At 48.3% G+C, this 26,758-nt stretch carries 23 protein-coding genes; 5 read left to right on the top strand and 18 right to left on the bottom strand.

Features of this window, described 5'->3' with window-relative positions:
- Nucleotides 1-842: 842 nt before the first annotated feature.
- The 16 genes from DW819_RS03425 to DW819_RS03345 all read right to left on the bottom strand — a co-directional run bounded on the left by DW819_RS03425 (nucleotide 843) and on the right by DW819_RS03345 (nucleotide 18,445).
- Entirely contained in the window at nucleotides 843-1,541 is a 699-nt protein-coding gene (locus tag DW819_RS03425; RefSeq protein WP_243025538.1) for a YoaK family protein, read from the bottom strand.
- Between the two features lie 187 nt (nucleotides 1,542-1,728).
- A complete protein-coding gene (gene leuD / locus DW819_RS03420; protein ID WP_118732076.1) occupies nucleotides 1,729-2,223 on the bottom strand; it encodes a 3-isopropylmalate dehydratase small subunit in 495 nt (164 codons plus the stop codon).
- Complete coding sequence (locus DW819_RS03415; RefSeq protein WP_118732075.1) at nucleotides 2,223-3,485, bottom strand: 3-isopropylmalate dehydratase large subunit; 1,263 nt, start codon at nucleotides 3,483-3,485, stop codon at nucleotides 2,223-2,225. The genes leuD and DW819_RS03415 overlap by 1 nt, the downstream gene beginning before the upstream one ends.
- Nucleotides 3,486-3,523: 38 nt before the next feature.
- On the bottom strand, nucleotides 3,524-4,708 hold the full coding sequence (locus DW819_RS03410; RefSeq protein ID WP_118732074.1) for a mandelate racemase/muconate lactonizing enzyme family protein: 1,185 nt from the start codon (nucleotides 4,706-4,708) through the stop codon (nucleotides 3,524-3,526).
- Nucleotides 4,705-5,961 (bottom strand): aminotransferase class I/II-fold pyridoxal phosphate-dependent enzyme, encoded by a 1,257-nt coding sequence (locus DW819_RS03405; RefSeq protein ID WP_118732073.1) that lies wholly within the window; start codon nucleotides 5,959-5,961, stop codon nucleotides 4,705-4,707. The genes DW819_RS03410 and DW819_RS03405 overlap by 4 nt, the downstream gene beginning before the upstream one ends.
- A gap of 110 nt (nucleotides 5,962-6,071) precedes the next feature.
- A complete protein-coding gene (locus tag DW819_RS03400) occupies nucleotides 6,072-6,947 on the bottom strand; it encodes a LysR family transcriptional regulator (RefSeq protein ID WP_182432555.1) in 876 nt (291 codons plus the stop codon).
- A 142-nt stretch (nucleotides 6,948-7,089) separates the two neighbouring features.
- Complete coding sequence (locus DW819_RS03395; protein ID WP_118732071.1) at nucleotides 7,090-8,628, bottom strand: tripartite tricarboxylate transporter permease; 1,539 nt, start codon at nucleotides 8,626-8,628, stop codon at nucleotides 7,090-7,092.
- Between the two features lie 12 nt (nucleotides 8,629-8,640).
- Entirely contained in the window at nucleotides 8,641-9,078 is a 438-nt protein-coding gene (locus DW819_RS03390; RefSeq protein WP_182432554.1) for a tripartite tricarboxylate transporter TctB family protein, read from the bottom strand.
- Between the two features lie 133 nt (nucleotides 9,079-9,211).
- Nucleotides 9,212-10,288 (bottom strand): tripartite tricarboxylate transporter substrate binding protein, encoded by a 1,077-nt coding sequence (locus DW819_RS03385; RefSeq protein ID WP_118732069.1) that lies wholly within the window; start codon nucleotides 10,286-10,288, stop codon nucleotides 9,212-9,214.
- A 49-nt stretch (nucleotides 10,289-10,337) separates the two neighbouring features.
- The gene (locus tag DW819_RS03380; protein WP_243024714.1) at nucleotides 10,338-11,495 is read right to left on the bottom strand and encodes a MalY/PatB family protein; all 1,158 of its coding nucleotides are present in this window, start codon (nucleotides 11,493-11,495) and stop codon (nucleotides 10,338-10,340) included.
- 962 nt (nucleotides 11,496-12,457) lie between these two features.
- Nucleotides 12,458-12,970: a GNAT family N-acetyltransferase gene (locus DW819_RS03370; protein ID WP_182432553.1), complete on the bottom strand. Its 513-nt coding sequence runs from the start codon at nucleotides 12,968-12,970 to the stop codon at nucleotides 12,458-12,460.
- A complete protein-coding gene (locus DW819_RS03365; RefSeq protein ID WP_118732066.1) occupies nucleotides 12,961-13,962 on the bottom strand; it encodes a M14 family metallopeptidase in 1,002 nt (333 codons plus the stop codon). Before DW819_RS03365 ends, DW819_RS03370 begins: the two co-directional genes overlap by 10 nt.
- Before the next feature lie 24 nt (nucleotides 13,963-13,986).
- Nucleotides 13,987-15,021 (bottom strand): TAXI family TRAP transporter solute-binding subunit, encoded by a 1,035-nt coding sequence (locus DW819_RS03360; protein ID WP_182432552.1) that lies wholly within the window; start codon nucleotides 15,019-15,021, stop codon nucleotides 13,987-13,989.
- 26 nt (nucleotides 15,022-15,047) lie between these two features.
- Nucleotides 15,048-16,892 (bottom strand): TRAP transporter fused permease subunit, encoded by a 1,845-nt coding sequence (locus DW819_RS03355; protein ID WP_118732064.1) that lies wholly within the window; start codon nucleotides 16,890-16,892, stop codon nucleotides 15,048-15,050.
- 297 nt (nucleotides 16,893-17,189) lie between these two features.
- Nucleotides 17,190-17,711 carry a helix-turn-helix domain-containing protein gene (locus tag DW819_RS03350; protein WP_118732063.1) on the bottom strand — a complete coding sequence of 174 codons (522 nt, stop codon included), beginning with the start codon at nucleotides 17,709-17,711 and terminating at the stop codon, nucleotides 17,190-17,192.
- Between the two features lie 11 nt (nucleotides 17,712-17,722).
- Nucleotides 17,723-18,445, bottom strand: a complete 723-nt coding sequence (locus DW819_RS03345; RefSeq protein WP_177303366.1) for a FadR/GntR family transcriptional regulator — start codon at nucleotides 18,443-18,445, stop codon at nucleotides 17,723-17,725.
- 286 nt (nucleotides 18,446-18,731) lie between these two features.
- On the opposite strand from DW819_RS03345, the gene DW819_RS03340 reads away from it, so the two are divergent.
- The 5 genes from DW819_RS03340 to DW819_RS03320 all read left to right on the top strand — a co-directional run bounded on the left by DW819_RS03340 (nucleotide 18,732) and on the right by DW819_RS03320 (nucleotide 24,392).
- The gene (locus DW819_RS03340; protein WP_118732061.1) at nucleotides 18,732-20,102 is read left to right on the top strand and encodes an MmgE/PrpD family protein; all 1,371 of its coding nucleotides are present in this window, start codon (nucleotides 18,732-18,734) and stop codon (nucleotides 20,100-20,102) included.
- 29 nt (nucleotides 20,103-20,131) lie between these two features.
- Entirely contained in the window at nucleotides 20,132-21,016 is an 885-nt protein-coding gene (locus DW819_RS03335) for a fumarate hydratase (RefSeq protein ID WP_118732060.1), read from the top strand.
- A 33-nt stretch (nucleotides 21,017-21,049) separates the two neighbouring features.
- The gene (locus DW819_RS03330) at nucleotides 21,050-21,640 is read left to right on the top strand and encodes a FumA C-terminus/TtdB family hydratase beta subunit (protein ID WP_118732059.1); all 591 of its coding nucleotides are present in this window, start codon (nucleotides 21,050-21,052) and stop codon (nucleotides 21,638-21,640) included.
- Between the two features lie 174 nt (nucleotides 21,641-21,814).
- A complete protein-coding gene (gene fumC / locus DW819_RS03325; RefSeq protein WP_118530435.1) occupies nucleotides 21,815-23,179 on the top strand; it encodes a class II fumarate hydratase in 1,365 nt (454 codons plus the stop codon).
- A gap of 43 nt (nucleotides 23,180-23,222) precedes the next feature.
- Nucleotides 23,223-24,392 carry an NADP-dependent malic enzyme gene (locus DW819_RS03320; protein ID WP_118732058.1) on the top strand — a complete coding sequence of 390 codons (1,170 nt, stop codon included), beginning with the start codon at nucleotides 23,223-23,225 and terminating at the stop codon, nucleotides 24,390-24,392.
- Between the two features lie 54 nt (nucleotides 24,393-24,446).
- On the opposite strand, the gene DW819_RS03315 is transcribed toward DW819_RS03320, so the two are convergent.
- Entirely contained in the window at nucleotides 24,447-26,057 is a 1,611-nt protein-coding gene (locus DW819_RS03315) for an FAD-dependent oxidoreductase (RefSeq protein WP_118732057.1), read from the bottom strand.
- 15 nt (nucleotides 26,058-26,072) lie between these two features.
- Entirely contained in the window at nucleotides 26,073-26,747 is a 675-nt protein-coding gene (locus DW819_RS03310) for a 4Fe-4S dicluster domain-containing protein (RefSeq protein ID WP_118732056.1), read from the bottom strand.
- Between the last annotated feature and the right edge of the window lie 11 nt (nucleotides 26,748-26,758).

The raw sequence follows: 26,758 nt of genomic DNA, 5'->3' as shown, positions 1-26,758 counted from the left end.
TAACAGCACGAAAATGAAGTCGTTAAGGAAAACTGAGGGAGGCTTTCACTGATATTGTCCTGACTACGTTATTTATTATCGTAGAAAAGCCAATAATATAGAAATTTTGGAGCATTTACGAATAATACGCAATCGGATAGCTTCACAGTACTGAAGAGATTGGGTAATGCCAAAGGCGGAAAGAGAGCTACATAATAATGATCTTTCTGAGGACACGTCAACCGTGTGCTCAGGGACAGAGGAACTGATGGATGTAAATGTCAATATAAAAGAAATTCTGATAGAAAATCCAAGACACAAAGGTATGGCTATATGCAAACAAAAATCAACCACTAAAGAAGATAATAGGTATACTTAACCAGAAACTGACAGAACACTATAGGTACTATAGAATAAGTTATAATAACAGAATGATTTCAAACAACAGGTACGAAAACTTCTGCTTAAAGTATTAAATAGACGAAACGACAAGAAACGTTATACGAGGAAAGGATTCAAAGAAATAATGAAATTCTATCCCTTAGCAATGCCTACATCTATGTCAACTTGTTTTGAAACTGCAAATATTATTATGGAGAGCCGTATGCAGGAAAGCCGCACGTACGGCTCTGTGAGTGGCTTACGTTGTGAGGCATAAGTCTATTCGACTTCTTCATGAACGAATATAGCGGCACCCCAAACTCATACGCCTTGTCTGAGCACGCAAGGCGTATGAGTTTGGGGTGCAGGAGAAACAATCAGCTATAGAGCACACAAAGTACAAAATTCTGCTTAAAGTCTGCGGTTCTGTATGCGGAGCCCAAAACTTCGGACTTTATTTAGATATTGTGACTTATATTTATTTAACGCAGCTTCTCTAAAAACATCAGTAGGAAACTGATCAAAAGTAGCACACTAGAAACCCAGATTGTAGTGATACCTAGTTTCAGAGACATTACGCCGCCTACACCGGCTCCAATGGCAAAGAAGAAAATAATGCCAAAATAATAGAGAAACTGCCGCAGCTGCTCCGGCTTGTGATCCTCAAAATACATGGTCAGCGCTGTGGTTCCGCTTCTTAAGTTTCCGATACACATGGTACTGGCGTAGGAATAGCCGCCCACCTTGCGGAAGGACTGCACCTGCATCGCGCAGGCAAAGGAAACCAGCACAGTAGCCAGCATATTCCGCTCCTCCGGCAGAAACCCTACCAGCGTCAGTATGATAATCTCCAGCAGAAGAATGCTCTGCCTCCAGTGCAGCTTCCTTGCGTCTTTAAAATGCAGATGAATCTCTTCTGAAATATAAACCCCCAGCACAAACGAAAGCAGCGGTACCAGATACCTCAGTGCGCTTCTCATGTTGCCACTGATGATATGCTGGCTCATGAGGACCACATTTCCAGTCTGCGCATTGGAAAATACATGATCGCGCACATTATAGGTATAGGCATCCTGAAGTCCGCCGGACAATGCCAGAAACATATTATTCAGAAACGCCTCAGACATCTGTTTTTCTGTCAGCAGCTTCGCCGCACATTTTTTCAAATAATCTGTATTCATGATAACTTCTATCCATTTCCCATTTTATCATCATTTGTTTGCCAGCCGCTCCCCGGATCCCGGGTTGCCGGCTCTGGTTCATTGTACTTGACTTTCCGGCAAATGTCCACCCCTATTCCAAACAAAAAGGCCTGTTATCCCACAACGATTATCTGCGAAATAACAGGCTCCTCCTTTCATTCCCGGATCAGGAGAACAGATTGCGCTTAATGCGGTTGATCAGTCCGCCGCAGTTCATGATATCATTAATGAAAGCCGGAAACGGTGTAATCTCATAAGTCTTGTTCCGGGTCACGTTCATGAGGATTCCCTTGTCAAAATCGATGGCAAGCTCATCCAGCTCCTGGCAGTCGTCTACTGCTTCGGTACAGATTACGATTGGAAGACCGATATTGATCGCATTGCGGTAGAAGATACGGGAAAATCCTTTCGCCACCACGCAGGAAAATCCTGCTGCCTTGACGGATTTCGGTGCATGCTCTCTGGAGGATCCGCAGCCAAAGCCGACTCCGGCTACCAGAACATCTCCCGGATCCATGCGTTTGATCAGATCCGGATCATAATCCTCCATGCAGTGTTTTGCCATTTCACTGTCTTCTACAATACTGGTATAACGTGTCGGATACATCTGGTCTGTATTGACATTATCACCGACGCGTCTTGCTTTTCCCTGAATAAACATTATTCCATCACCTCCTGCGGATGTGTGATCCGTCCGGTAAGCGCACTGGCCGCCGCAACAGCCGGGCTGGACAGATAAATTTCTGATTCCAGATGGCCCATACGTCCGGTAAAGTTCCGGTTCGTTGTCGCAAGGGCCCGCTCGCCTGCTGCCAGAATCCCCATGCTTCCGCCGATACACGGACCGCAGCACGGAGTCATGATGGCACAGCCTGCGTTCATGAAATCCATCAGAAGGCCCTCTTCCATGGCCTCGCGGTAAATCTTCGGAGTCGCAGGAATGACAATGACGCGTAGTCCCGGCGCAACCTTCTTTCCGCGCAGGATATCTGCTGCTTCCTTTAAGTCAGACAGTCTACCGTTGGTGCAGGATCCGATAACGATCTGATCCAGCTTTACCTCGCCAAACTCAGAGAAGCATCTGCCGTTATCCGGTTTGCCCGGGAAAGCTACAATCGGCTCAACCTCATCCAGATCCAGTACCAGGGTCTTCTCATATGCGTCAGCCGGAGCCTCCCCGCATACGATACCGCCCTCAGCGCCCACTTTCTTTAAGTAAGCTCTGGTTACATCATCTACCGGGAATACTGCATTCTTTGCGCCGGCCTCTACCGCCATGTTGCAGATGGTCATACGGTCATCCATAGTCAGATCCGCAATGTCACCCACAAACTCCAGGGACGCATAGTCCGCGCCATTTACGCTGATCTGGCGAAGCAGCCAGAGAATGATATCCTTTCCGGATACCCATTTTTTCTTTTTGCCGCGGAGCTCCACGCGGATTCCGCGCGGAACCTGGAACCACAGCTCTCCGGTCAGCATGGCTGCCGCCATGTCCGTGCTTCCGATACCGGTGGAAAACGCGCCGAATGCACCATAGGTACAGGTGTGGGAATCCGCACCCACGATCAGGTCGCCGGTATGTACATAGCCCTTTTCCGGAAGCAGTACATGCTCTATTCCACCATTTCCTACATCATAAATATCAGAAATCCCCTGTGCTTTCGCAAACTCTCTGCAGGCCTTGCACTGGGTTGCTGTCTGAATATCCTTGTTCGGGGTAAAATGATCCATTACAATTACTACCTTTTCCGGATTTTTCACCTTTGCACCCTCGATTTTCGCGAACTCACGGATCGCTACCGGGGTAGTCAGGTCATTTCCGAGAATCAGATCCAGGGATACCTCAATCAGATCTCCCGCCTTTACAGACTCCATGGCGCAGTGGCGGGCCAGAATCTGCTGTGTCATCGTCATACTCATCGGTTTTTCTCACTCCTTTTTGTCTATATCCATTCTTTTTACTGGTCCATAACAGCTCCGTCAGTAGTCAGCCTGGTTACCACTTTACGGCGCTCAAACGGGAATTTTTCTTCCACACCGTCTATCAGCTCAATTCCAAGTCCCGGTGCGTCCGGCACGATCAGGAAGCCGTCCCGGCACTCCGGCATACGATCCACGATATCGCAGACATGGAACTCGGATTTTCCGGTCTTCTCGAACACGAAACGCGCATGGGCTGCCGGTCCGTTCGGATCCGGATATTCCTGAATGGTAAAGCACGGAACCGCTGCGTCTAACTGGATGCAGGCTGCAGTTGCTACCGGGCTTAACGGATTGTGCGGGATGATTCCAAGATGGTTGGCCTCCGCAATCGCTGCAATTTTCTTCGCTCCGGTGAAACCGCCGCAGACACAGATGCTCACACGCAGATAATCCAGCGCCTGACGTTTTACCAGCATCTGGTATTCCTGCGGTGTATGGATACGTTCACCGGTTGCCAGCGGAATGCGGATCTTCTGAGCCACCCATGCCATGGAATCAAAGTTGTCCGGAATCAGCGGATCTTCGTAGAACATCGGAAACAATGGCTCTAACTGGGAAGCCAGCGCAATGGCCTCCGCAGGGTTTAAACGCCGATGATTCTCGATACATAAGTCTACATCCAGGCCAACTGCCTCACGGATCCGGCTTAAGCGCTCTACACCATTGCTCATCTTTCTTGCATAGGTCTCAAAATAGCGGGTAGATCTCGGCTCATCCAGGAACGGGGATAAATGACCGATAGCCGTAAAGCCTTTCTCCTTCTCTGCCAGGCAACTCTCCATCAGCTCCTCAAAGGAACCCCCGGATACATGTGAGTATACCCGGACTTTATCTCTTACTTTGCCGCCCAGCAGCTGGTATACCGGCACACCATAATACTTTCCGGCAATGTCATACAGCGCGATATCGATGGCACTCAGCGCACCCATGACAGCCGCTCCGCGGAAATGGAAGCAGCGGTACATATACTGCCAGTGATGCTCAATCCGCAGCGGATCCTGACCGATCAGATACTCGCGGAAGGATTTGATCACCTCTCCGGAGGACTCCAGAAAGCCCCAGTCGCCGGATTCGCCGATACCGGTGATTCCCTCATCGGTATATACTTTTACAAATAAGAATTTATTGACCGGAATTAATTTGATATCTGTAATCTTCATACTTCTGCCTCCACTCTGTCTACTGCCTGTTTGATGATAGCCGGTGCCCGCAGGCATTTCTCGGTGGTGACTGCACACGGTGAGAAGCGGAGCCCTTTCTTCTGAGGCACCACATATACATGCTCCTCCTCCAGATATGCAGCGACCTTAGCCGGATTTTTGCACGGAATTGCGATGAAATAGCCATGCTTGTACGGACAGCACTTTAAGCCCACACGCCGGGCTTCCCCGTAGAAGCTTTGGCCGCGCTTTGTAATCAGATCCGAGAATACCAGACGCTCTTTGTCTACCTCGGCTTTCACTTCCGGATTCAGATTAATGTCCACCAGAATCCTCTGGGCGATCCGGACAACATTGGACCATACGGATCTGGAGGAATAGGACATGGCGGCCTTGAACAGGTCTGCAGCCTCCTTCGTTTCCGCCAGGCAGACAATGGCACCACAGCGCATTCCGCACATGGTATAGCTCTTGGACATACTGAATACCACCAGGGTCATCATGTTTTCCGGCATATCATGGATGCTGTCAAAAATAGATCTGGTTTCCTCAAAGCTTCCGTCAAAATCAATATAGGACACATCCAGACAGAAGGTCAGGCGGCGGTCCGGATACTCAGCTGCCAGCTTTTTCAGAACAGCTGCTACCTTGTCCATCTCTTCCTTTGTCATGGAGTAACCGGTCGGGTTGTTGGCCGGAGTATTGAGCAGCAGCAGTACCTGTTTCTGTTTTTCCAGAAGCTCTCTTAAGCCTGCTTCCATGCCCTCTACGTTAAAAGTATCCTGATCGTTGAACATCGGAAAGTCTTTTAAGAAACGTCCGTGCTCCTCACAAATGTTGCGGTACGGTCCCCAGATCCAGTCGGTGGTCAGAAGGCTGTCTCCGTTATCCAGAAAGTTCCAGATGGCATGACGCAGTGCGCCGCAGCCGCCCGGAGTCGGAACAGACTCTACATGGAAGCGCTCACTGACATGACCGAACAGGGAAATCTGAACCGCCTCATTGAAGCCTGGTATACCACCGATCGGCGCATAGCTGCACATCTCCTCTATCGGCATGGAACGAAGCATCTTCTCCACCGTTGGAAGTACCATCAGCCTTCCGTCATCGTCCTGACACTCGCCCAGAGTGGAATTGATCACAGCATCTCCACCCAGCTCTGCAATGGCCGCTTTGGCCTTCTGGCTTGCGGCAAAAATTTTATCCGGTGCATACTCACGCATTGCATGATCTGCAAGTGTTACATATTTCATAGGTTTTCTCCCTTCCGTTTTCTGCAATATACGCTGTCCTTATTATAATAGAAAGAGCTCCTCAGCGTAAAATACACTTTTTCTATGTCTTCATAACCTCTTTTTATGGCTTACCGTTTCAGCTCCTGCTTGATAAAGGAGATCAGCGTGCGGGCATCGTTGTAGATCACCTTGCCACGCCGGGTGATGAGGCCGATCTCCGCCCGCATGGGATTTTCCAGCGAGAGCGCACAGATCTGGTCATCCATACGAACCGCATCACGGAGCAGGAATGCTCCGCAGCCGTCCCGTATCACCAGATTTTTGATGGTATGCAGCTGGCCGGTCTCCATCCAGATATCCGGTACTACCCGATTCTCCTTCATAAGCTGCTGTACCCGCTCATTGATGTAAAACCCTTCCTGAAATACCACCAGTGGACAGCTGCAGGCTTCCCGGAAGCTGACGGATTCTTTCTTCGCCAGCTCATGATCCTTTGAGACACAGAAACAAAACTCTGAATTGTACAGATGCGTCCACTCCACATCCCAGATGCGAGAGGAGTCCACCGACAAAATGGCCAGATCCAGCTGGTCATCCAGAAGTTTTTTGACAATATCAATGGCACCGCTCTCTTCAATCTCCAGACTGATATCCGGATATTCCTGCCGGAATTTGCCAAACAGAAGCGGCAGCAGAAAACTTCCGATCTGCAGCGGAACCCCAAGGCGGATATGATTTTTCTGCCCCACGAAATCATTTAAATCCCGATTCAGGGTGTCCATGCTTTTCAGGATTCCGTCAATGCGTTCCTGCACAAACCATCCTTCCTCCGTCAACTGAATCTTGTTGTTTCGCCGCAGGAACAGGTTTACCCCCAGCTCTTTCTCCAGTTCATGAACCGCGGCTGTCACAGAAGGCTGGGAAATATGCAGTTCCTTTGCAGCCTTCGTAATGCTCCCGCACCGACAAACGCAGGAAAAATATTCCATCTGGCTGATCTTCATATATTCTCTCCTTCCGTTTTTATTCATGGTGTCCGCGCCTTTGCTCTATACAGGCACGACACGGAACGAAAAAAACACCACAGACGGAACTGACACAGCATAAATGCTGTCCCCCGGTTCCATCTGCAGTGTTTTCCTTGTTTTAAGCAGCCTTTGCTGCTTTATTTGCCTTGATACGTTTTACCAGCGGCATACCGATAAAGATGATGGACAGAATCAGTAATGCACAGCTTAACGGTCTGGTAACGAATACAGACAGAGAGCCGTCAGCAAACTTCATGCTCTGAGTCCAGTTGTTCTCCATCATGCTTCCCAGGATAGAAGCAAGGATCAACGGAGACTGCGGAATCTTGTACTTATTGAAGGCATATCCAATAAATCCGAAGAATACCATGACATAAATGTTGAATACGTTGTTGCTTACTGCAAATGCACCGGTTACACACAGGGTCAGAACGATGCCGCTTAAGATCATACGGTTCAGACGAAGTACTGCGGTTGCAAGGAAGTTACAGTAGTAAACGGAAAGCGGAAGCATGATGATGTTGGCTACGATGAAGCCAAGGATAATCATGTATGCCATTTCCGGGGTATCACGGAACAGGGTCGGGCCGGTTCTCAGTCCCTGAATCGTCAGTGCGCCAAGGAACAGAGAAGAGGTAGAGTTTCCAGGAACACCAAGAGACAGAAGCGGAACCATGGAACTTGCTACCACTGCATTGTTTGCTGCCTCAGGAGCCGCAATACCCTCCGGAACACCAGTACCGAATTCGAGGTTCGGACGACGTCTGGAAGCCTGGTCGTATGCCATGAAGATTGCCATGATCATGCCGGCACCTGGAATAATTCCGATCACGTTACCAATAACACTGGACTGCACCCAGATCGGAAGCAGGCGTTTCGCCATTTCCTTGTCCGGAAGAACCACCTTTACTTTTTTGTAGTTCTCTTTTACATCTTCCTTGAAGTTTTCTACCTTCTGTTTTACTTCTTTCACCTTCGGGGTCTTCTGAATACCCTCGATCATCTCAAGAATTGAAGTAATACCGAACAGGCCAATTAACATCGGGATCAGGGAAATACCATCCATCAGGCTGACCTGGCCGAAGGTAAATCTTGCAAGACCGGTCTGCGGGCTCATGCCGATACAGCTGAAGATCAGGCCGACAGCCATCGCAAGAATGTTCTTTGCAATGTTGTTGCCTGCCATGCCGATTACGGTACTCATACCAAGTACAGCCAGCATAAAGTATTCCGGCGGGCCAAACTTCAGTGCCTGTTTTGCCAGGAACGGAGAAAGGAATAACAGAACGATCGCACTGGTCAGTCCTCCAAAGGTGGAACTGGATATGGCCAATCCAAGCGCCTGTCCACTCTTGCCCTTCTGGCTCATCGGATAACCGTCATACGCGGTAACTGTAGCAGATGCAGTGCCCGGAATCTTTAACAGAATAGACGGAACAGAACCGCCGCAGGCAGATGCACAGTAAATACCAACCAGAAGACAAATCGCAACCTGTGGTTCCATACCGAATGTGATCGGGATCAGAACCGCCATGGTAATACTGTCGTTTAGTCCCGGAAGGGAACCAACAATCAGGCCGATCACAACACCGCCTAGCAGTGCAAGTAACGCAGTGGGCTGTACCAGCTGCCCTAAACCTAATAAAATGCCGCTCATAAACCCACCTCCTTAGAAATCAAGCAGTATCATCGGCAGCGGAACTGACAATAATACTTTAAAGATAAAGAATACGCATGCAACTGCAAGCGCAGAACACAACAGGGTAACACCGGTCTTTTTGTAACCCAGAGAACGGATCACAAAAAAGCACAAAATAAACGTATCAATAATATAACCGATTTTCTTTAACAGAAATACATAAATAACCAGAGCCAGAAGTGTAATTCCAACCATCTTCAGGTTCACACCCTCCAGCTTTACAACCTGCTGATGTTTGATCAGAATCTCAACAAATAAGTATACCGCACAGAGCAGCAGCACACCGGCTGACATGATCGGGAATACACCCTCACTCTCCATGGGAATGGCCGTCACAATGATATAAACCGCCATCAGCATAAACACGATCGGCATAGCCAGTTCGATCATTAATTGCTTTTTATTCACAGCAATTCCTCCTTTTTTATCGTTTTCTTCACACTGTAAGAAAAAATGCGCCGCGCCTGGCTGCTTTATAGCCCGCAAGGCGCGGCGCATCATGGCAGTTAATGCTTACGAATGCTTACAATGTTTACTCGGATTAGTTGCCCTTTAATTCCGGAACCAGAGCCTCCAGATCCTTAGAGCACTGATTAGCATATGCCTGGAAATCTGCTGCGTTCTTGTATGCATACGGAATGGAAGCTTCCTTCATAGCATCAATGAACTTGTCAGAAGTGATGATCTTGTCGAACTCAGATACCAGATAATTGTATACATCATCCGGAACACCGGCCGGGCAAGCGTAACCACGGAATGCACCAGCTACCAAATCTTCACCCTTTTCTGTGAAGGTCGGAACATCCGGGATGTCTGCATTTCTCTCTTCACCGCCCATTGCAAGGCCGATGATCGTACCATCTTTGATCTGGCTTACAGTCTCACCAGTACCCATGAATGCTGCATCGCAGTGACCGCCCATCAGCTGCTGCATCTGTACGGATGCACTGTCGTTGTGCAGATACTCAAAGTTTAAGCCAAGGTCTTTTGCAAACTGGATTGCTGCAATGTGATGTGCAGTAGAATGACCCGGAGTTGCAACCTTTACGGTATGAGTCTTAGCATACTCAATGAACTCCTCATAGGTCTTGTACTCTGCAGTCGGCGGAACTACCAGGATCTCAGGATCGAAGCATACCATGCCGAGCGTCTTGAAGCTGTCCAGAGTGTAGGTTACATCTTTTAACAGCGGGTTGTTTACAACTGCACTGGTGTAAGCCAGTAATGTGTAGCCATCCGGATCTGCGTTAGCCACAGCGGTATGACCGATAACAGCACCGCCGCCTGCCATGTTCTCAACGATCAGGGACTTACCGTCAAAATAATCTTTTCCTGCCGCTTCTGCCAGGATACGAGTGGTGATATCTACACCGCCGCCTGCATCATAAGGAACGATGATCTTAATGTTCTTTTTCGGGAAATTGTCCGGTTTTGCAGCCTCTTTCACGGTCTCAGCTGCCTTCTCTTCTGCTGCAGTCTCCTCTGCCTTTGTCTCAGCTGCTGCCTCGGTAGCTGCTTCGGTAGCTGCTGCAGTGGTCTCTGCAGGTTTGCTGGAGCATCCTGCTAAAGATGCTGCCATGATTCCTGCGAATAATAATGCTGCCATTCTTTTTTTCATACTGTCTCTCTCCTTTTTCTTTTATCTATCGTTCATTTCCAAGCCTGGTTTATGCCAGCGCTTTCACGATCCGATCAAGTGCCTGTTCTACCGTGGATTTCGGACAGGCGATGTTCATCCGGAGGAATCCCTCTCCATCCGGGCCAAAGGTCTTTCCGCTGTTAAATCCAAGCTTCACAGTCTCAACAAAGAATTTGTTTAGCTCGTCCTGACTCATATTCAGTCCGCGGCAGTCCAGCCATACGAAATAAGTACCATCTGCATGGATTGCCTTGATTCCCTTTACATCTTTCAGGGTTTCCTCGACAAGGGCACGGTTCTTTTCAATATAAACTGCAAGCTGGTCTGCATAGTAATCGCACGCTTCATATGCAGTACAGAATGCAATGGTTCCGCAGATATTCTCACCAATCTGCTTATTATTGACTACGATATCATGAACTGCATTCTTGAGTACCGGGTTTGCAGCGATGAAGGCCGCGGTACGGAATCCCGGAACATTGAAGGTCTTGCTTGGGTTCATAAAGGAAACGCTGTTCTGCTCGAATTCCTCACAGATACTTGCAAACGGAATGTGCTTGTGTCCGCTGCTTACGAGATCCTGATGAATCTCATCTGCAAGAACAATTACATGGTATTTCATGCAGATATTTCCAAGCTTTGTAAGTTCCTCTTTCGTAAACACATGACCAGTCGGGTTCTGCGGGTTACAGAGGATAAATAATTTTGTTCTCGGATCTTTACATTTCTCTTCGAAGTCTTCAAAGTCAATCTCGTAATGATCTCCGGTTAAAACCAGCTTGTTTCTTAATAAATGGCGTCCATTATGATCGGAAAGATCTGAGAACGGCGGATAACACGGAGACTGGATCACAATGTTGTCTCCTGGCTGGCTCAATGCACGTACCGCACAAATCAGTCCGGTAATAACGCCCGGAACAAATTCAACCCATTCCGGATCCACGTCCCACCCGAAACGTTTTTTCTGCCATCCTGCTCCTGCTTTCTTTAAGCGCTCGCTAATCGGAGTGTAGCCGTATACGCCCTGCTGCATTCTTGCTACCAGCGCATCTACAACCGGCTGCGGAGCCTTAAAATCACTGTCTGCAATCCACATTGGGATGACATCTTCCGGATATACGGAATATTTTTTGGAATCAGTTCCTCTCCGGTTGACAACCTCGTCAAAATCATGTACCAAACTCATCTTCAGCATTCCCCTTTCTTCATCAGCACCGATACCCTCTCCCTATGCCTGTCTCCAGTATAGGCTCCGATCCGGTATTTGTAAAATACTGCTTTTTGATTGTCCCATAGGTTTTTCCTATCAGGTTTTTTTGGTATACCATATGTTTAACATGTTTAGAGTCTAAACCTTTTTTTCCTGTTTGTCAATATACCATTGTATAGTTTGTTGTATTCCAATAAAGTTATTGATTTTTTTTGTGCAATTTATCACACAAAGAAAAGTGTAGTGCTTATTTTAATCCGTTTTTTTGCCTTTTCGCTTTATTTTTTTTAATTATGTCTTGTTTTCTGAAGTATAAGGCTTTTCTTTATGCTCTGCCTCCAGTTATGATTTCATCTCCGAAGCGTTATTCCCACTTATCTGGTATGTTAATATGTTATACTGGTTGTTTTTCATTTTGTCAATCTGTTTTCTTTCGTTTTTTCCAGAAATACAAATTCCTTCCACAAATAGCAAAAGCAGGACCGTCCTTCCGGCAGTCCTGCTCATACAATCCATATTCTGTTTTATACAATGTGTCTGCTTTATGTGCATCTGTTTTTATGCTTTTCCTGCCTTCCATTGCTTCCAGAGCGGAAGTCCGATGAAAATACCGCTCATACATTCCCCTCCTCGCGTTAAAAATCAAGTATGATCATTGGAAGCGGCACAGACAGTATCACCTTGAAAATCACGAACACAACTGCTACAGCAGCCACGGAACAGACCGCAATCATGCCATATTTCCGGTATCCAAGTGAGCGGATGATGAACGCGCAGAGAAGATTTATAGAAATAATAAAGTTAATATGATGTTAACTTTTGCCGTGAAACCATATGTATTTTTTTATTTTTCTGTGCATTTTTAATAATTTTATTTTCTAACAAAAAAAGAACCGGGCTTGTCACTGCAAAACCCAGTTCTTTTTCCTTATGCTTTTCTACTTTTTTTCTGCCGGCAATGCCCGCATAATCCAGGCATCTGGACGGCCCTTGCGAATGAGTGCCTCTTCCATCCGAAACCCGCATGCTTCATAGCACCGGATGGCCCTGGTATTATTCTGATAAACAACCAGGCTCACGCGCTCCACCTGCAATATGCAAAAAGCCTGCTTCAATATACTTTTTATAGTGAATGTTCCAAGCCCCCGGCCCCGCATTTCAGGCTCCAACACCACCCGGGCCAGAACTGCGTCCGATCGGTTCTCCTGAATCTGATCCAGTTCAGCAAAACCTATGATTCTTTCCTGAAAGATTACCCGATAAAGAAGCATTCGTTTTCTTGAGGCATAGCTTTGTTTCATCTGGGCCAGATTCGGAGGATAATCATACACAAAATCTGCTCCCCACAAACAAAATTCCTCATAAGACTGCTTTTTGCACAGCTGATACAAAAGCTCTATATCTTTGCCTTCTGCTGTTTCCACATACAGCATACTCTTGTCTAGTTCCATTCGCTCCATTCCAGGCCGACAAAAGCAATGCGGTCTCCCGTACTTACAACCGGATTCTCTCTGGTGCCAATTACAAAGCAGTCTGTTTCAGCCGGCATTTCAGAAACCTCTGAACCATAATAATGCAGCTTCAAAAGAGCTTCGCCTGCCTTTACCGTATCGCCTGATTTCACGCACATCTGAATCAAACCGCCCTTATCGCTTCGCAGGAATTTCCGCTTCGTGATCAGAATCTGCTTCTGCGGCTGTACCACAGTTCCATCCAGCATTCCAAGATAGATCATGACATTCCGGATTCCCTGTCTGCCTGCTTCCACAAACCGGTCCTCGATTTTTCCGCCCTGTCCCATTTCACCCATGAAAGCCGGGATTCCATCCTTCATACAGGTGATATCAAGGGCTCCGCTTGTAACTCCCGGCAGCTCATTGGTTGCGCCGCCCAGATCAACCAGACAGTTGACAGACACGCCAAAGGCACGCTGCATTCCCTCTGAAACTTTATTGATCTCCGCGGAAACCCCAGGAACAATTTTTCGTACCGAATACGGATTGGCCAGATATGGTGTTGCCATCGTATGGAAACTAATCAGTGCCTTCGCATGCTTGCGGATCTCTTCATATATTACATACGCAATCCGCTGGGTCAGCATTCCCTTTGGATCACCCGGAAATGCTGTATCCATATCCATACTGTCAATTGCAGATATTTTGTTTCTTGCTTCAAATGCAATTGGGTTGCAGATTGGCGTTACAATAAACGTGCCAGACATTTTTTCAGGATCAAGTTCACGAGACAGCTCCCATGCGGCATAAGAACCATTCAGCTCATCACCATGTACGGTTCCATTCACCCATAAAACAGTTCCTTCTTTTTTTCCGGCAACCACAATCACCGGAATCTCAATCACGGCCTGATGAGAAAGCTGCCCTACCGGCACGGTAAAATACGCTTTTTCTCCTGGATTCACCTGATGTCCAAATACCTCAATCATACATGTGCCTCTCTTCCTTATATGCTAGTTCATGATGCCAATTTCTTTATAATATTTTGCTGCACCCGGATGAATATCAATCAAAGCTCCATCAACTGCGTTTTCCTTGTTGAACATCTTCGCCTGCGGATGGATATCCGGCAGTTCATCCTGATGCTCGATGATCGTCTTTACTACATTGTAAACAACATCTTCATCTACACTTCTTGCACACACCAGGTTATTACGTGTACCAATTACAACCGTATCATTGTCTATTCCCGTATAAGTACCGCCCGGAATGGTGGTTTCAAAGAAGAACGGGTTTTCCGCAACGATCTTATCAATGTGTTCCTGATCCAGAGAAATGAGCTTGATTCCCTTGGTCGCTGCCAGGTCAGCAATCGGAGAACTGGTATATGGTGTGATATGTACTCCGAAATCTGCATTTCCATCATTAACTGCATCACAGATATCCTGCAGTGCTGTCTCTGTGATCTGTACATCGTCCGTTGTCAGTCCATAAGCTTCCAGTAAAATCGGCATATAATACTGCGCCATTGCACCCTTACTTACTGCTAACTTTTTTCCTTTCAGGTCTGCGATCGAGTTAATATCAGAATCTTTCGGTACAAACATATGCAGCATCGTGGTATATCCACCCATGACATGACAAATATCCACCGGGCTTCCCTCAAATTCACGGTTTCCCTTTGCAGCTGCCTCTTCTACATCCGTCATGGCCACACCAAACTGTGCAGTTCCATTCTGGATCATACGAATGTTTTCCTGGGATCCGGTAGAAATTTCCGTATTTACCAGATAATTTGGATTATCCTTCATGATCAGATTTCCAATGCCGGCAAAGGTTGTATAGTTTGCACTGGAACTTGGGCCACCGCCAATGCGGATTGTCACCTTTCCACCTGAGGAAGCCGGCGCTGCAGCACTTTCTCCGCCGGAAGCCGCAGCCGATGAAGGTGCGGAGCTGACCGGTTTATTCGAGCATCCGGTAGAAGCAAGCAGCATTGTGCCTGCCAGAAAAGCTGCTGTCAGCATTTTGAATGTGTGTTTTTTCATAGTACGTCTCTCCTTTTTTATATTTTTTAATTGCATGATACTTTTTTCTTATTCTCAATTAGCTTTAAAGCAAAGATTACAGCCAGAACCACAAATCCAACCATATCTGTCAGCGTTCCAGGCACAACCAAAAGGATTGCAGATACAAACAAAGCCACCCGCTCCACCTGACTGATTTCCCACTTGAACGCAAATTTTTCCAGCGCACATGACAAACTGTAAATGCCAAGGAGTGCCGTGATCAGGGACTGTATAATCTCAAGTGCACTTCCCTGCATCAGAAGAACCGGATTGTAAACAAAGATAAATGGAAGAATGAATCCGGACAAGGATAACTTAAAGGCAAAAAATCCAGTCTTCGTCGGATTGCATCTTGCCACTCCTGCAGCCGCATAGGCTGCGAGGGCAACCGGAGGTGTAACATTTGAAATAATACCAAAATAGAAAATAAATAAATGTGCCGCCAACGGAAGTACATTCATCTGCTTTAAAGCCGGAACTACAAGCAGAGCCAGCATCAGATAAGCTGCTGTTGTCGGAACACCCATTCCCATAATCAGGGATACGACCATGGTTAAAATGAGCAGGATTGCAAGGTTGCCATTGGAAACCTGAATCAGGACCGATGACATCCTGAATCCCAGACCGGAACCCATAACGATGCCGATGATGATTCCAACCACGCCACAGGCAATGGCCACAGGCTTTGCCCCGTTGATAGAGCCCTTAATGATCTTTACAATTTTTTCTTTGTTCAGTCTGTTCTTTGCAGAAAACATGGTGCATACAATCGCCATAAGGATTGATGAAATACCGGATTTCGTAACTGACATCTTCAATACGCTCATGGAAATAATCAGGTATACCAGCGGAAGAATCAGATATACGGTTTTTCCCAGTTCTTTCCAGGTGGGAAGCTCATCCTCCGGAACACCGGAAATGTGATGTTTTCGCGCATATAAATCCACAGTCATCAAAATTGCCACGTAAAACAGTACAGCCGGGATCAGAGCTGCCTTTACCAGGTCAAAATACGGGATGCCCAGATACTCCGCAATCAAAAATGCCGTAGCTCCCATAACCGGCGGCATGATCTGTCCACCCGTTGATGCAGATGCTTCTACCGCTGCGGCATATTCGTCCTCAAATCCACATTTCTTCATCATCGGAATGGTGAAGGTTCCGGTTCCGATGACATTTGCTATTGCACTGCCACTGATTGAGCCAAACAGTCCGCTTGCCACTACCGCAATCTTGGCCGGTCCGCCGACAAAGCGTCCAAATGCCCTGGAAGCCAGTTTGGTAAAATAGTCGCCAACACCCGTCTCATTAAATACCGCTCCAAGGATAACAAACAAAACAATGTAGCTTGCCGAAGCATAAATTGCTGTGCCGTAAATTCCATCGGTTCCCAGATACACAATGCTGATAAATCTTGGAAGATCCATTCCTACATGGGCCAGAAAGCCCGGCATATACTGCCCGAAGAAACCATACAGAATAAAGCAGCCTGTAACAATTGCAAGTGAGGTGCCCACAGATCTGCGTGTTGCCTCAATCAAGGCCAAAACAAGAAGAACACCAAAAACGATATCGTAGGTATATACCACTCCGCTTCTCAAGTCGATGGTACTGTCAATTGACATGATATAGATCAGGCTTCCTGCCGATGCAATAATAAAAAACAGGTCTGTGATCTTCAAATACCATTTTCGATCCTCTTTCGCCAGATAATCCAAAAAGAAAATAATTAATACAAGTCCCAGATGAATTGCTTTCTGTCCAATTCCTGCTGCCGCTCCAAACATTGCGGTCCAGCAATGGAACAGGCAGAATACAAAAGCCAATAGAAACGATAGTTTTTTTAACATGTTCATCCCCCTTTATGTTGGAAGTCAGTGCCGTGTGTGAAGTTTCTTCTCAGGTATGTAATGCAAAAATTGTTTTCTTTTCGTGCTTTTTATTTGAATATTCTGACTTTTTCCTCCATTTCTTTTTTATTTTTATCTTTTTTGTGCACAATTTGTTGTTGTTTTGATTCTAAACTATTTTTTTTTTTTTTTCAATACCTTTTTTCTATTTTTGACATCTTTTTCATTTCTTCGTTTTTGTCACTGTTTATTTTGCACAAAAAAAGATTAAAGAATGATTTGTAAAGCTTTCATTCTTTAATCTTTTCTGTTCACAGGATAATTTTGTTTTATCTTGTTCTTTTTTCGTTCTTCTTCGACCTGGCGTCTGACCTCCAGCCAGGTTTCCAGTACCTGAAAGGCGGTATTCATTTCCTCCGGCGTGTAAAGCCTCCGTACTTCATTCATGGATTCACCGGCATGGACCATATCATAATTTCGGTGGGCCAGATCCAGTTCCTTTCCCTTTTCTGTCAAAAACAGCGGTAATTTGTTATCTCCATTGGACGCTTCCCTGCAAACCAGACCCTTTTTCTCGATTTTTTTAAGAATCTGGGAAATAGCGCCCTTCGTCTTACCATTATGCCGCGCAAGTTCTGTTACTGTAATGCCAGGATTATCCGCAATGTGCTTGAGCGTATGAACCTCAACAGAGGTATACTCTTCTCCCGTTCCGTAATCCTGCGGCACCTTTGTGGAAATGTACAAATTGGCTACCTGGTGGATAATATCCACAGCCTCTGCATTGCTGTATTCTTTGCTGCTCCGCTTTGCCGCCATTTGCTTCCCTCCTATTCCTTCATTTTGTCATGATCGGCCATGACCCGCTTTAACGCCCTGCTCAGATGGAATTTCATATATTTGCTGGCATCATCCGCATTTCCGCTCTCGATTTTGTAGAGAATGGCTTCATGATCCATGAGGGTAGAATCGCTGACACTCTCCGGACGCATGGTGTATTGTTTGGAAATCTCCAGAAGATCATAGAGACTGCGGTACAGGTTTTCCAGTACCGGGTTCTTGGCCGCCGCGATCACCCGCAGATGGAAAGCATGGGATGAACGTGTAAAGGCTTCGCTGTCTGCGTCCGGATCGTCGATCGCTGCGGACATGGCTGTAATGGCATTACGGATCTGTTCAATATCCTCATCCGTATGCCGCAGTGCTGCATAGTATGCCGCAGCGGACTCCAGAAAGATCCGCACTTCAAACAGATTTTCGATGGTTTCCTGGGTGATCTCCGTTGCAAAATTAGCTCCCGGTGTAAACAGCTGTACATCTACCCGCTGAATGATCATTCCATCCGCTCCGTTGCTGATAATTCCAATATACTCCAGAATTCTTAAGGCCTCCCTCACCGGAACCCGGCTTACACCAAACTGAGCAGCCAGCTCCCGTTCTGAAGGAATCGTGTCTCCCTCCTTCATCTGACCGGACAGGATCTGCTGGCGGAACCAGTCCAGGATCACTTCGTAATATTTATTTCCAGTTTTTGATACTTTCTTTTCTTCCATGAATTTCCCCTCAGTTCTTCTAAATGTAAAAAACATTCCGGCAAATAGCATTCGTGCTCTTTTTCTGTGTTTCACATTTTTTGTTATTTAAAAGATACAATAAAACTTCTGTCATTGTCAATAGTCCCCAAAAAAGCCTCGTCAAATTCTATAATTTTTTTCTCATTTTCTCTTCCATTTTTTCATTATGTGTGGTATTCTGTAATCACAGCTGGTATACCACCAGAGAAAATAACAATTTCCAGACACTTTAACGAAAATATCTAAATCTGTGAGGAGGCTTTATATGAGTACTGCCAATCAGGAAACCCGGAAACTGGCCGCCTATATCAAAGATATGGGCTATGACCATTTTGATGCCCACACCATCGACATCACCAAAATGTGCATTCTTGATTTCATAGGTGTAGCCATTGCCGGTTCCGCAAAGAAAGAATCATCCATCTGGAAGGAATATTATGCCGAGAAGGTAACTGCTCCCCAGGCCAGCCTGTTCCAGCCTGGTTTTCCAAATATGACCACTGAACAGGCCGCTGCATTAAATGCAGTATTTGGCCATGTCATGGATATGGACGATGTGCACAACGCATCCATCACCCATCTGGCTGTCATCACCGTTCCGACCGCTTTTGCCCTTGCGCAGAAGCTTCACCTGAGCGGCAGACAGGTAATCGAAGCAGTGGCTGCAGGCTATGAGGCAGGTGCCCGCATCGGAGAGACCATCAACCCTTCCTCCTATAAATACTGGCATACTACCGCGGTAGTCGGTGCCTTTTCCTCCGGTGCCACCGCCTCTAAGCTGCTTGGTCTCACGGAAGAACAGATGGTAAACTGCTTTGGCTCCGCTGGAACCCAGGCTGCGGGCCTGTGGGAATTCCTGGCAAGCGGATCCATGAGCAAGGTTCTTCACACCGCAAATGCGAACCTCTGCGGTATGCGGGCTGCTGAGCTTGCAAAACTTGGCTTTACCGGTGCCCCTGCCATTCTGGAGGGAGAGCGCGCTTTTGTAAATGCACTTGCCCCGGAGCATGACATGAACAACCTGATAAAGGGCTTCGGCGAAGGCTACCGCATCACCGAAAATTCCTTCAAGCCGTATGCTTGCTGCCGCCATACCCATTCCGCGGACTACTGTGTTGAGAAGATCCTTGCGGCACATGACATCAATCCGGACGATATCGTATCCATCACGGATGATACCTACAGCACCGCGGTACAGACTACCAACAATCCATATCCGGAAAATCCGTACGCAGCGAAATTCAGCGTTCAGTTCTGCATTGCCGCTGCCATCATTTTACGGGATTTAAGCGACCGGGTATTTACCATCGAAAACATTAACAATCCAAAGATCAAAGACCTGATGTCCAAGATCAAGGTCAATGTCAGCCCGAAGCTGGACGATGAGTTCCATCAGGATCCGAACCAGTGGTCCCACAAGCTCACCATCACCATGAAGAGCGGCGAGATTATCACGGATCAGGTAGACTACCCGATCGGTGACTTCAAGAATCCATTCGACTGGGCTATGGCTGACCGCAAATTCCGCCTGCTGACGGAGGATATGCTTGGTGCCGACGTAGTTACCCGCCTGTTAGACAACCTGCATAACCTGGAAACATTCGATGATATCAACAAAGTATTTCAATTATCATAAACCCAATACCATTTAAGGAGGTTTTTATTATGGAAAAAGAATTGATGAAAGAAGCCATGCATGATGCCTGCATCAGAGCCGTAACCGAAATTTCAGCTGATGTAAAGGCACTGGTTCAGGCTGCTCTGGATCGCGAAACCAATGAAACCGCGAAGAGTATGCTTTCTTCCATGCTGGAGAATCTGGATATCGCAAAAGCACAGGACAAGGCAGTCTGCCAGTCCCCTGGATATCCGACCACCTGGATTTCCTACGGCGATGACAACTTCCCGTCTTTCGCAAAAGACACGATTGCTGAGGCGCTCGGTGAAGCCACCAAAAAGGGCTACCTTCGTCCGAGTATCGTTGATCCGTTAACCCGTCATAATCCTGGCAACAACACCGGTAAGGGTGTTCCGAACATTGAATACCAGTACAATCCGGGACAGGATTATGTCGATTTCATCATCAGCTTCAAGGGCTGCGGCGCTGAGCTTGGCAATGCCATGAAGATTTTCACTACCGCTACCTTAAAGCTGGACAAAGATTTTGAAGGTTTAAAACGTTTCGTTCTGGAAACCGCGATCAACGCAGGCGGAAAGCCATGCCCGCCATTCGGCATCGGCATCGGCATCGGCGGACAGATGGATATCGCATCCAAGTTAAGCCGTGAAGCAATCAGCACCCGTAACTGGTCCGACACCAACCCGGATCCGCTTCTTGCAAGACTGGAGGATGAGCTCCGCGACAACATCAACAAGCTTGGCCTTGGTGCTGCAGGAACCGGCGGTGACACCGTATGTCTGGCCGTTAAGATCGGAACCGCTGCAACCCATACCGCCATTGCTCCGGTAGCAATCAATTTCCACTGCTGGGTAGCAAGACGTGCCGGCATCCGTATGTATAACGACGGACGCATTGAAAAGCTTCTGTAATCAGTATCGGATCAGAAAGGAGATCACAACCTTATGGAAAAGAAAGTTCTTACTATGCCTATTAAAGAAGAGGATGTCCGTGAGTTAAAGCTCGGCGATGTCGTATATCTGACCGGCCATATCTTTACATCCAGAGATATGGGACATTTAAGAATCCGTCAGTTACTGGAGAAGGGCGAGCCGCTGCCGAAGGATTTCAACGGCGCTGCCATCTTCCATGCCGGCCCGGTATGCTTAAAGAATGAGGATGGTTCCTGGCGCTTAAACGTAATCGGACCGACCACCAGTATCCGTATGGAGCCATACGCTGACATGGTTGGAAAGCTTGGTGTCAAAGCGGTCGTCGGAAAGGGCGGCATGGAAAAGGATACTCTGGCAGCCTGTGAAAAATATGGCTATGTTTACCTTCAGGCAGCTCCTGGCTGTGCTGCAAAGCTGGCACAGGGTATCAAGGGTATTCAAGATGTTACCTGGTTTGAGATGGGTATGCCGGAGGCACTCTGGGATCTGGAGGCCGTTGAGTTTGGTCCTCTGGTAGTCGGCATGGATACTCACGGAAACAGCATCTATAAGAATCTGAAGGAAGCTGCTTTCAAGAAACTGGATGAGATTTATCCGGCCTAACTTGCAATTTCATACAAAATCCAGTATGATGAAGCCAGTGCATACGCTTTTTTGCGGCACTGAGGTACAACACGATCATAACAGCGCTGGGCGGCAGGCCCGGGGGTGGCCCCGTCCTGCTCCCCCAGGGCTGTTTTTGTTTTAAAATTAACGATTTAAGGAGGGTTTTACAACATGGAGTACAGAACAGAACATGATTCAATGGGTGAGGTTCAGGTTCCAGCAGACCGCTACTGGGGTGCACAGACTCAAAGAAGCTACCAAAACTTCCGGATCGGCATCGAGAAAATCCCGAACGAAGTCATCCGCGCTTTTGCAATCTTAAAAAAGGCAGCCGCTATGGCCAACAACCGTCTTGGCAAAATGGATGACAAACGCGCTGGACTGATTGCCCAGGCCTGCGATGAGATTCTGGAGGGCAGGCTGGAGGGCAACTTCCCGTTAGCTGTATGGCAGACCGGAAGCGGCACCCAGTCCAATATGAACGTAAATGAGGTCATTGCCAACCGGGCCAATGAGATTGCCGGTGAGAAGCTGATCCATCCAAATGACCATTCGAATATGTCCCAGAGTTCCAATGACACGTTCCCGACGGCCATGCACATTGCGGCAGCTACCGAGATTGAAGACAAGCTCTTCCCGGCCATCGACCGCCTGACAGCAACCTTTGACCGCCTGATGAAGGAAAATGAAGGCATCATCAAGACCGGACGCACCCATCTGCAGGATGCAACCCCGATCACCTTCTCCCAGGAGATCAGCGGCTGGAAAAATATGCTGGAGAAATCCAAAGCCATGCTGGAGCTGGCGCTTCCGGGACTTCGTGAGCTGGCTCTGGGCGGAACCGCAGTCGGAACCGGCTTAAACGCACCGAAGGGCTTTGACACTGAGGTAGCAAAGGCCGTTTCCGAGCTGACCGGCAAACCGTTTGTAACTGCATCCAACAAGTTCCACTCTCTCACCAGCAAGGACGAGCTGGTATTCGCTCACGGCGCATTAAAAGGCCTTGCGGCGGATATGATGAAAATCGCCAACGATGTACGCTGGCTGGCCAGCGGCCCGCGCTGCGGCTTAGGCGAAATCTTTATTCCGGAGAACGAGCCGGGAAGCTCTATCATGCCGGGTAAGGTAAATCCGACCCAGTGTGAGTCCGTTACCATGGTAGCAGTCCAGGTGATCGCCAACGATACCGCAGTCGGTATGGCAGCATCCCAGGGCAACTTTGAGCTGAACGTATTTATGCCGGTGCTGATCTACAACTTCCTGCAGTCCGTCCGCCTGTTAACCGACTCCCTGACCTCCTTCAACGACAACTGCGCATGCGGCATCCGCGCCAACAAGGAAAAGATGGATGACAACCTGCACCGGTCCCTGATGCTGGTTACCTGCCTGAATCCATACATCGGATACGAGAACGCAGCCAAGACCGCCAAAAAGGCTTACAAGGAAAATATTTCCCTGAAGGATGCCTGCGTAGCCCTGGGATTCCTGACCGCAGAGCGTTTTGACGAGGTATTTAAACCGGAACAGATGGTATAATTTCATTTTTTATAACAAGATCATAGCAAAGGAGAACAAGAACATGGATATCAACGAAGCTTCTTTAAAAATGCACTATGAGTTAGGCGGCAAGATCGAGGTTGTTTCCCGCAAGAAAATCGAGACCAGAGAGGATCTGTCCCTGGCTTACACTCCAGGCGTTGCAGAGCCGTGCCGCGTCATCGCCAAGGACTACGAGCAGTCCTTTAAGCTGACCCGCCGTGGGAATCTGGTTGCTGTCATCACCGACGGCACTGCTGTTCTGGGGCTTGGCGACATCGGACCGGCCGCAGGCATGCCTGTTATGGAAGGCAAATGTGCCCTCTTCAAGGAGTTCGCCGACGTAGACGCATTCCCGATCTGCATCGATTCCAAGGATACCGACACCATCGTCCAGACCATCTACCTGATCTCCAAGAGCTTCGGCGGCATCAACCTGGAGGATATTGCTGCTCCGCGCTGCTTCGAAATTGAGCGCCGCTTAAAGGAGATCTGCGACATCCCGGTATTCCACGATGACCAGCATGGTACCGCCATCGTCGTTGCTGCAGCCCTGATCAATGCCATGAAGGTAACCAAAAAAGAGATGGGCAAGATGCGCATCGTCATCAACGGCGCAGGCGCAGCCGGCATCGCAATTGGTAAGCACCTCATCAACATGGGCTTCGGTAATGTAATCATGTGCGACATCAACGGCATCATCTGCGAGGGTGATGAGGGCTTAAATGCCGGACAGGAAGAGATTTCCCATGTCAGCAACTTAGCGCACGAGCACGGCAAGCTGGCTGACGCATTAAAGGGTGCTGACGCATTCATCGGCGTATCCCGTCCTGGACTGGTAACCAAAGAGATGGTTTCCACCATGAACAATGGTATCGTCTTCGCCATGGCTAACCCGACCCCGGAGATCATGCCGGATGAGGCTCTGGCTGGCGGCGCTGCTGTTGTTGGTACCGGACGTTCCGACTTCCCGAACCAGATCAACAACGTCCTGGTATTCCCGGGTGTCTTCAAGGGTGCACTCTCCGTCCGTGCGAAAGAGATCACTGAGCTGATGAAGGAGCGTGCTTCCTACGCTATCGCCAGCCTGATCCCGGATGATCAGCTGACCGCAGAGAACATCATTGCTTCCCCGCTTGATAAGACCGTGGCTGACGTAGTTGCTAAGGCTGTAGCTGACACCGCTGTAGAACAGGGCATCGCAAGAGTTTAATGACAACAATAAAAAATATGGGGCTGCCGCTATTGCGACAGCCCCTTTCGCATCTTATAAGCTTCTCTCTCTGCGCGCATACGGCGGAAGAAGAAGCGGAGATACACGGTCGGTGTGAATGCCGGCAGCTTCCAGCTCCTCGGCAAACTTCTCCACATGATCCAGATTCGGTGTGCCAAGCTCTACTTCATGGGTAAGCTCTGCGGCATGCTTTCCTGCATCACGGCCAAATACAATGATATCTAACAGGGAGTTGCCCATCAGACGGTTGCGTCCGTGGATTCCTCCGACAGCCTCGCCTGCTACCAGCAGATTCGGGATGTTGATGGTCGCACAATCTGCACCGATCTCCAGACCGCCGTTCTGATAATGCAGGGTCGGGTAGATCAGGATCGGCACCTTGCGCATATCAATGCCATAGTTCATGTACATACGCAGCATAGCCGGGATACGCTTCTCAATGGTTCCCTCGCCATGGATCATCTCGATCATCGGGGTATCCAGCCATACACCATAGCCGCCGCCCGGAGTCGGAACACCATTTCCGCGTGCCGTGCACTCACGGATAATAGACGCTGCGGATACATCACGGGTCTCCAGCGGATGCATGAAGGCTTCGCCTTCACGGTTTACCAGCTGGGCACCTACGGAACGTACCTTCTCGGTTACCAGGGCACCAAACAGCTGAGCCGGGTAAGCAACACCGGTCGGGTGATACTGAATGGTATCCTGGTACAGTAGATTTGCTCCTGCACGGTATCCCAGAACCAGTCCATCTGCAGTTGCGCCGTAGTGATTGGAGGTCGGGAAACCCTGGTAATGCAGGCGTCCTGCGCCGCCGGTTGCAATAATAACAACCTTTGCTCTTGCGATCAGGTACTCATCGGTCTCCATATTCTGGAGAACCGCGCCGGCAATCTGGCCCTTGTCATCCTTGATCAGCTCAATGGCTGAGGTAAAATCTACAACCGGAATGCCGCGGTTGATGACCTCATCACGCAGCACACGCATGATCTCGGCACCGGAGTAATCGGCACAGGCATGCATTCTCTTTCTGGAGGTACCGCCTCCATGGGTGGTTACCATAGTGCCATCCGGGTTCTTATCAAACATAACACCCAGATCATTCAGCCACTGGATAGCCTCCGGAGCCTCCATAACCAGCTTGGATAACAGCTCCGGCTTTGCAGCGAAATGACCGCCGCCGAACGCATCCAGATAATGTCTCTGCGGAGAGTCATTCTCCTTATCTGCTGCCTGAATGCCGCCCTCTGCCATCATGGTGTTTGCATCACCAATTCTTAACTTGGTCACGATCATGACGTTCGCTCCGCCGTTGTGAGCCTCTATGGCTGCGGAAGCGCCTGCTCCGCCGCCGCCGATAACCAGCACATCAACATCGTAATCCGGATGGGTAAGGTCAATATCCTTGCCCAGTACACGGCTGTTAGCCTGCAGCAGCTCGGCCAGCTCGGCCGGTGCCTTCTCGCCCTTGTTCGGTCCCATCTCTAAGGTTGCGAATCCGCTCTCCTTGTAGTCAGGATGAAACTCTTTCAGCAGATTGTCTTTCTCGTCCGCATCCATACGGCGTAATTCTTTTCCGATTCTGGATGCTCTGGATGCTTCTACCTTCTTAATGGATTCCAGCATTTCCTCTGTATACATGACTTCATCCCTCCCTTATTTCTCGATATCGCGGTTGTTGTACAGTTCCTTCATCTGGTCGATCGGGGTCTCCATGATCTGCTCGATCAACTGATCGTACTCGCCATGGCGGATCTCATCCACACGCTTCTCCAGATGCTCGCTCTCCGGCGCAATGTACTTGCCGGTCAGTCTTCTGGCCAGCAGGCCTACCATCGGATGGGAGATTCCGGCCGGGCATCGGGTGGAGCAGATTCCGCAGCTTACGCAGTCAAAGGATTCCTTCGCGCATTTCTCGAAATCGCCTCTCTGCGCATAGGCAATATACTGCATAACATTTAACTTCTGCGGGCATGCCTTGGTACAGGCATTACAGCCGATACAGCTGTAAATCTCCGGGTACAGCTCCATCATGATCTGCTCATTCGGACGGAGATCCTCAATGTCGTAGGTGCGCTTGTCCGTCGGGAAGAACGGGATGCTTGCCACATACATTCCCTCCTGCACCTGAGTCTGGCAGGCCAGACAGGTCTTTAATTCATTCTGTCCCTTGATCCGGTAGATGGTTGCACAGGCACCACAGAATCCGTGACGGCAGCCGCAGCCTCTTACCAGTTTGTATCCGGCATATTCCATAGCGGTCATGATGGTCAGATCTGCCGGTACCGTATATTTTTTACCATAGAAATAAACATTTACCATTTCCTGCATTTTTTTATCCT

It is taken from the genome of Clostridium sp. AM33-3 (assembly GCF_003480315.1).
Classification (GTDB): Bacteria; Bacillota; Clostridia; order Lachnospirales; family Lachnospiraceae; genus Brotaphodocola.
Note: the sequence above shows the minus strand (reverse complement) of the source record. Positions and strands in the feature narration are given on the sequence as shown.

What these genes read in the sequence shown, in the direction of transcription:
- DW819_RS03425 (WP_243025538.1), bottom strand. Translation starts at nt 1,541, where the DNA reads ATGAATACAGATTATTTGAAAAAATGTGCGGCGAAGCTGCTGACAGAA.
- leuD (WP_118732076.1), bottom strand. Translation starts at nt 2,223, where the DNA reads ATGTTTATTCAGGGAAAAGCAAGACGCGTCGGTGATAATGTCAATACA.
- DW819_RS03415 (WP_118732075.1), bottom strand. Translation starts at nt 3,485, where the DNA reads ATGAGTATGACGATGACACAGCAGATTCTGGCCCGCCACTGCGCCATG.
- DW819_RS03410 (WP_118732074.1), bottom strand. Translation starts at nt 4,708, where the DNA reads ATGAAGATTACAGATATCAAATTAATTCCGGTCAATAAATTCTTATTT.
- DW819_RS03405 (WP_118732073.1), bottom strand. Translation starts at nt 5,961, where the DNA reads ATGAAATATGTAACACTTGCAGATCATGCAATGCGTGAGTATGCACCG.
- DW819_RS03400 (WP_182432555.1), bottom strand. Translation starts at nt 6,947, where the DNA reads ATGAAGATCAGCCAGATGGAATATTTTTCCTGCGTTTGTCGGTGCGGG.
- DW819_RS03395 (WP_118732071.1), bottom strand. Translation starts at nt 8,628, where the DNA reads ATGAGCGGCATTTTATTAGGTTTAGGGCAGCTGGTACAGCCCACTGCG.
- DW819_RS03385 (WP_118732069.1), bottom strand. Translation starts at nt 10,288, where the DNA reads ATGAAAAAAAGAATGGCAGCATTATTATTCGCAGGAATCATGGCAGCA.
- DW819_RS03380 (WP_243024714.1), bottom strand. Translation starts at nt 11,495, where the DNA reads ATGAGTTTGGTACATGATTTTGACGAGGTTGTCAACCGGAGAGGAACT.
- DW819_RS03370 (WP_182432553.1), bottom strand. Translation starts at nt 12,970, where the DNA reads ATGGAACTAGACAAGAGTATGCTGTATGTGGAAACAGCAGAAGGCAAA.
- DW819_RS03365 (WP_118732066.1), bottom strand. Translation starts at nt 13,962, where the DNA reads ATGATTGAGGTATTTGGACATCAGGTGAATCCAGGAGAAAAAGCGTAT.
- DW819_RS03360 (WP_182432552.1), bottom strand. Translation starts at nt 15,021, where the DNA reads ATGAAAAAACACACATTCAAAATGCTGACAGCAGCTTTTCTGGCAGGC.
- DW819_RS03355 (WP_118732064.1), bottom strand. Translation starts at nt 16,892, where the DNA reads ATGTTAAAAAAACTATCGTTTCTATTGGCTTTTGTATTCTGCCTGTTC.
- DW819_RS03350 (WP_118732063.1), bottom strand. Translation starts at nt 17,711, where the DNA reads ATGGCGGCAAAGCGGAGCAGCAAAGAATACAGCAATGCAGAGGCTGTG.
- DW819_RS03345 (WP_177303366.1), bottom strand. Translation starts at nt 18,445, where the DNA reads ATGGAAGAAAAGAAAGTATCAAAAACTGGAAATAAATATTACGAAGTG.
- DW819_RS03340 (WP_118732061.1), top strand. Translation starts at nt 18,732, where the DNA reads ATGAGTACTGCCAATCAGGAAACCCGGAAACTGGCCGCCTATATCAAA.
- DW819_RS03335 (WP_118732060.1), top strand. Translation starts at nt 20,132, where the DNA reads ATGGAAAAAGAATTGATGAAAGAAGCCATGCATGATGCCTGCATCAGA.
- DW819_RS03330 (WP_118732059.1), top strand. Translation starts at nt 21,050, where the DNA reads ATGGAAAAGAAAGTTCTTACTATGCCTATTAAAGAAGAGGATGTCCGT.
- fumC (WP_118530435.1), top strand. Translation starts at nt 21,815, where the DNA reads ATGGAGTACAGAACAGAACATGATTCAATGGGTGAGGTTCAGGTTCCA.
- DW819_RS03320 (WP_118732058.1), top strand. Translation starts at nt 23,223, where the DNA reads ATGGATATCAACGAAGCTTCTTTAAAAATGCACTATGAGTTAGGCGGC.
- DW819_RS03315 (WP_118732057.1), bottom strand. Translation starts at nt 26,057, where the DNA reads ATGTATACAGAGGAAATGCTGGAATCCATTAAGAAGGTAGAAGCATCC.
- DW819_RS03310 (WP_118732056.1), bottom strand. Translation starts at nt 26,747, where the DNA reads ATGCAGGAAATGGTAAATGTTTATTTCTATGGTAAAAAATATACGGTA.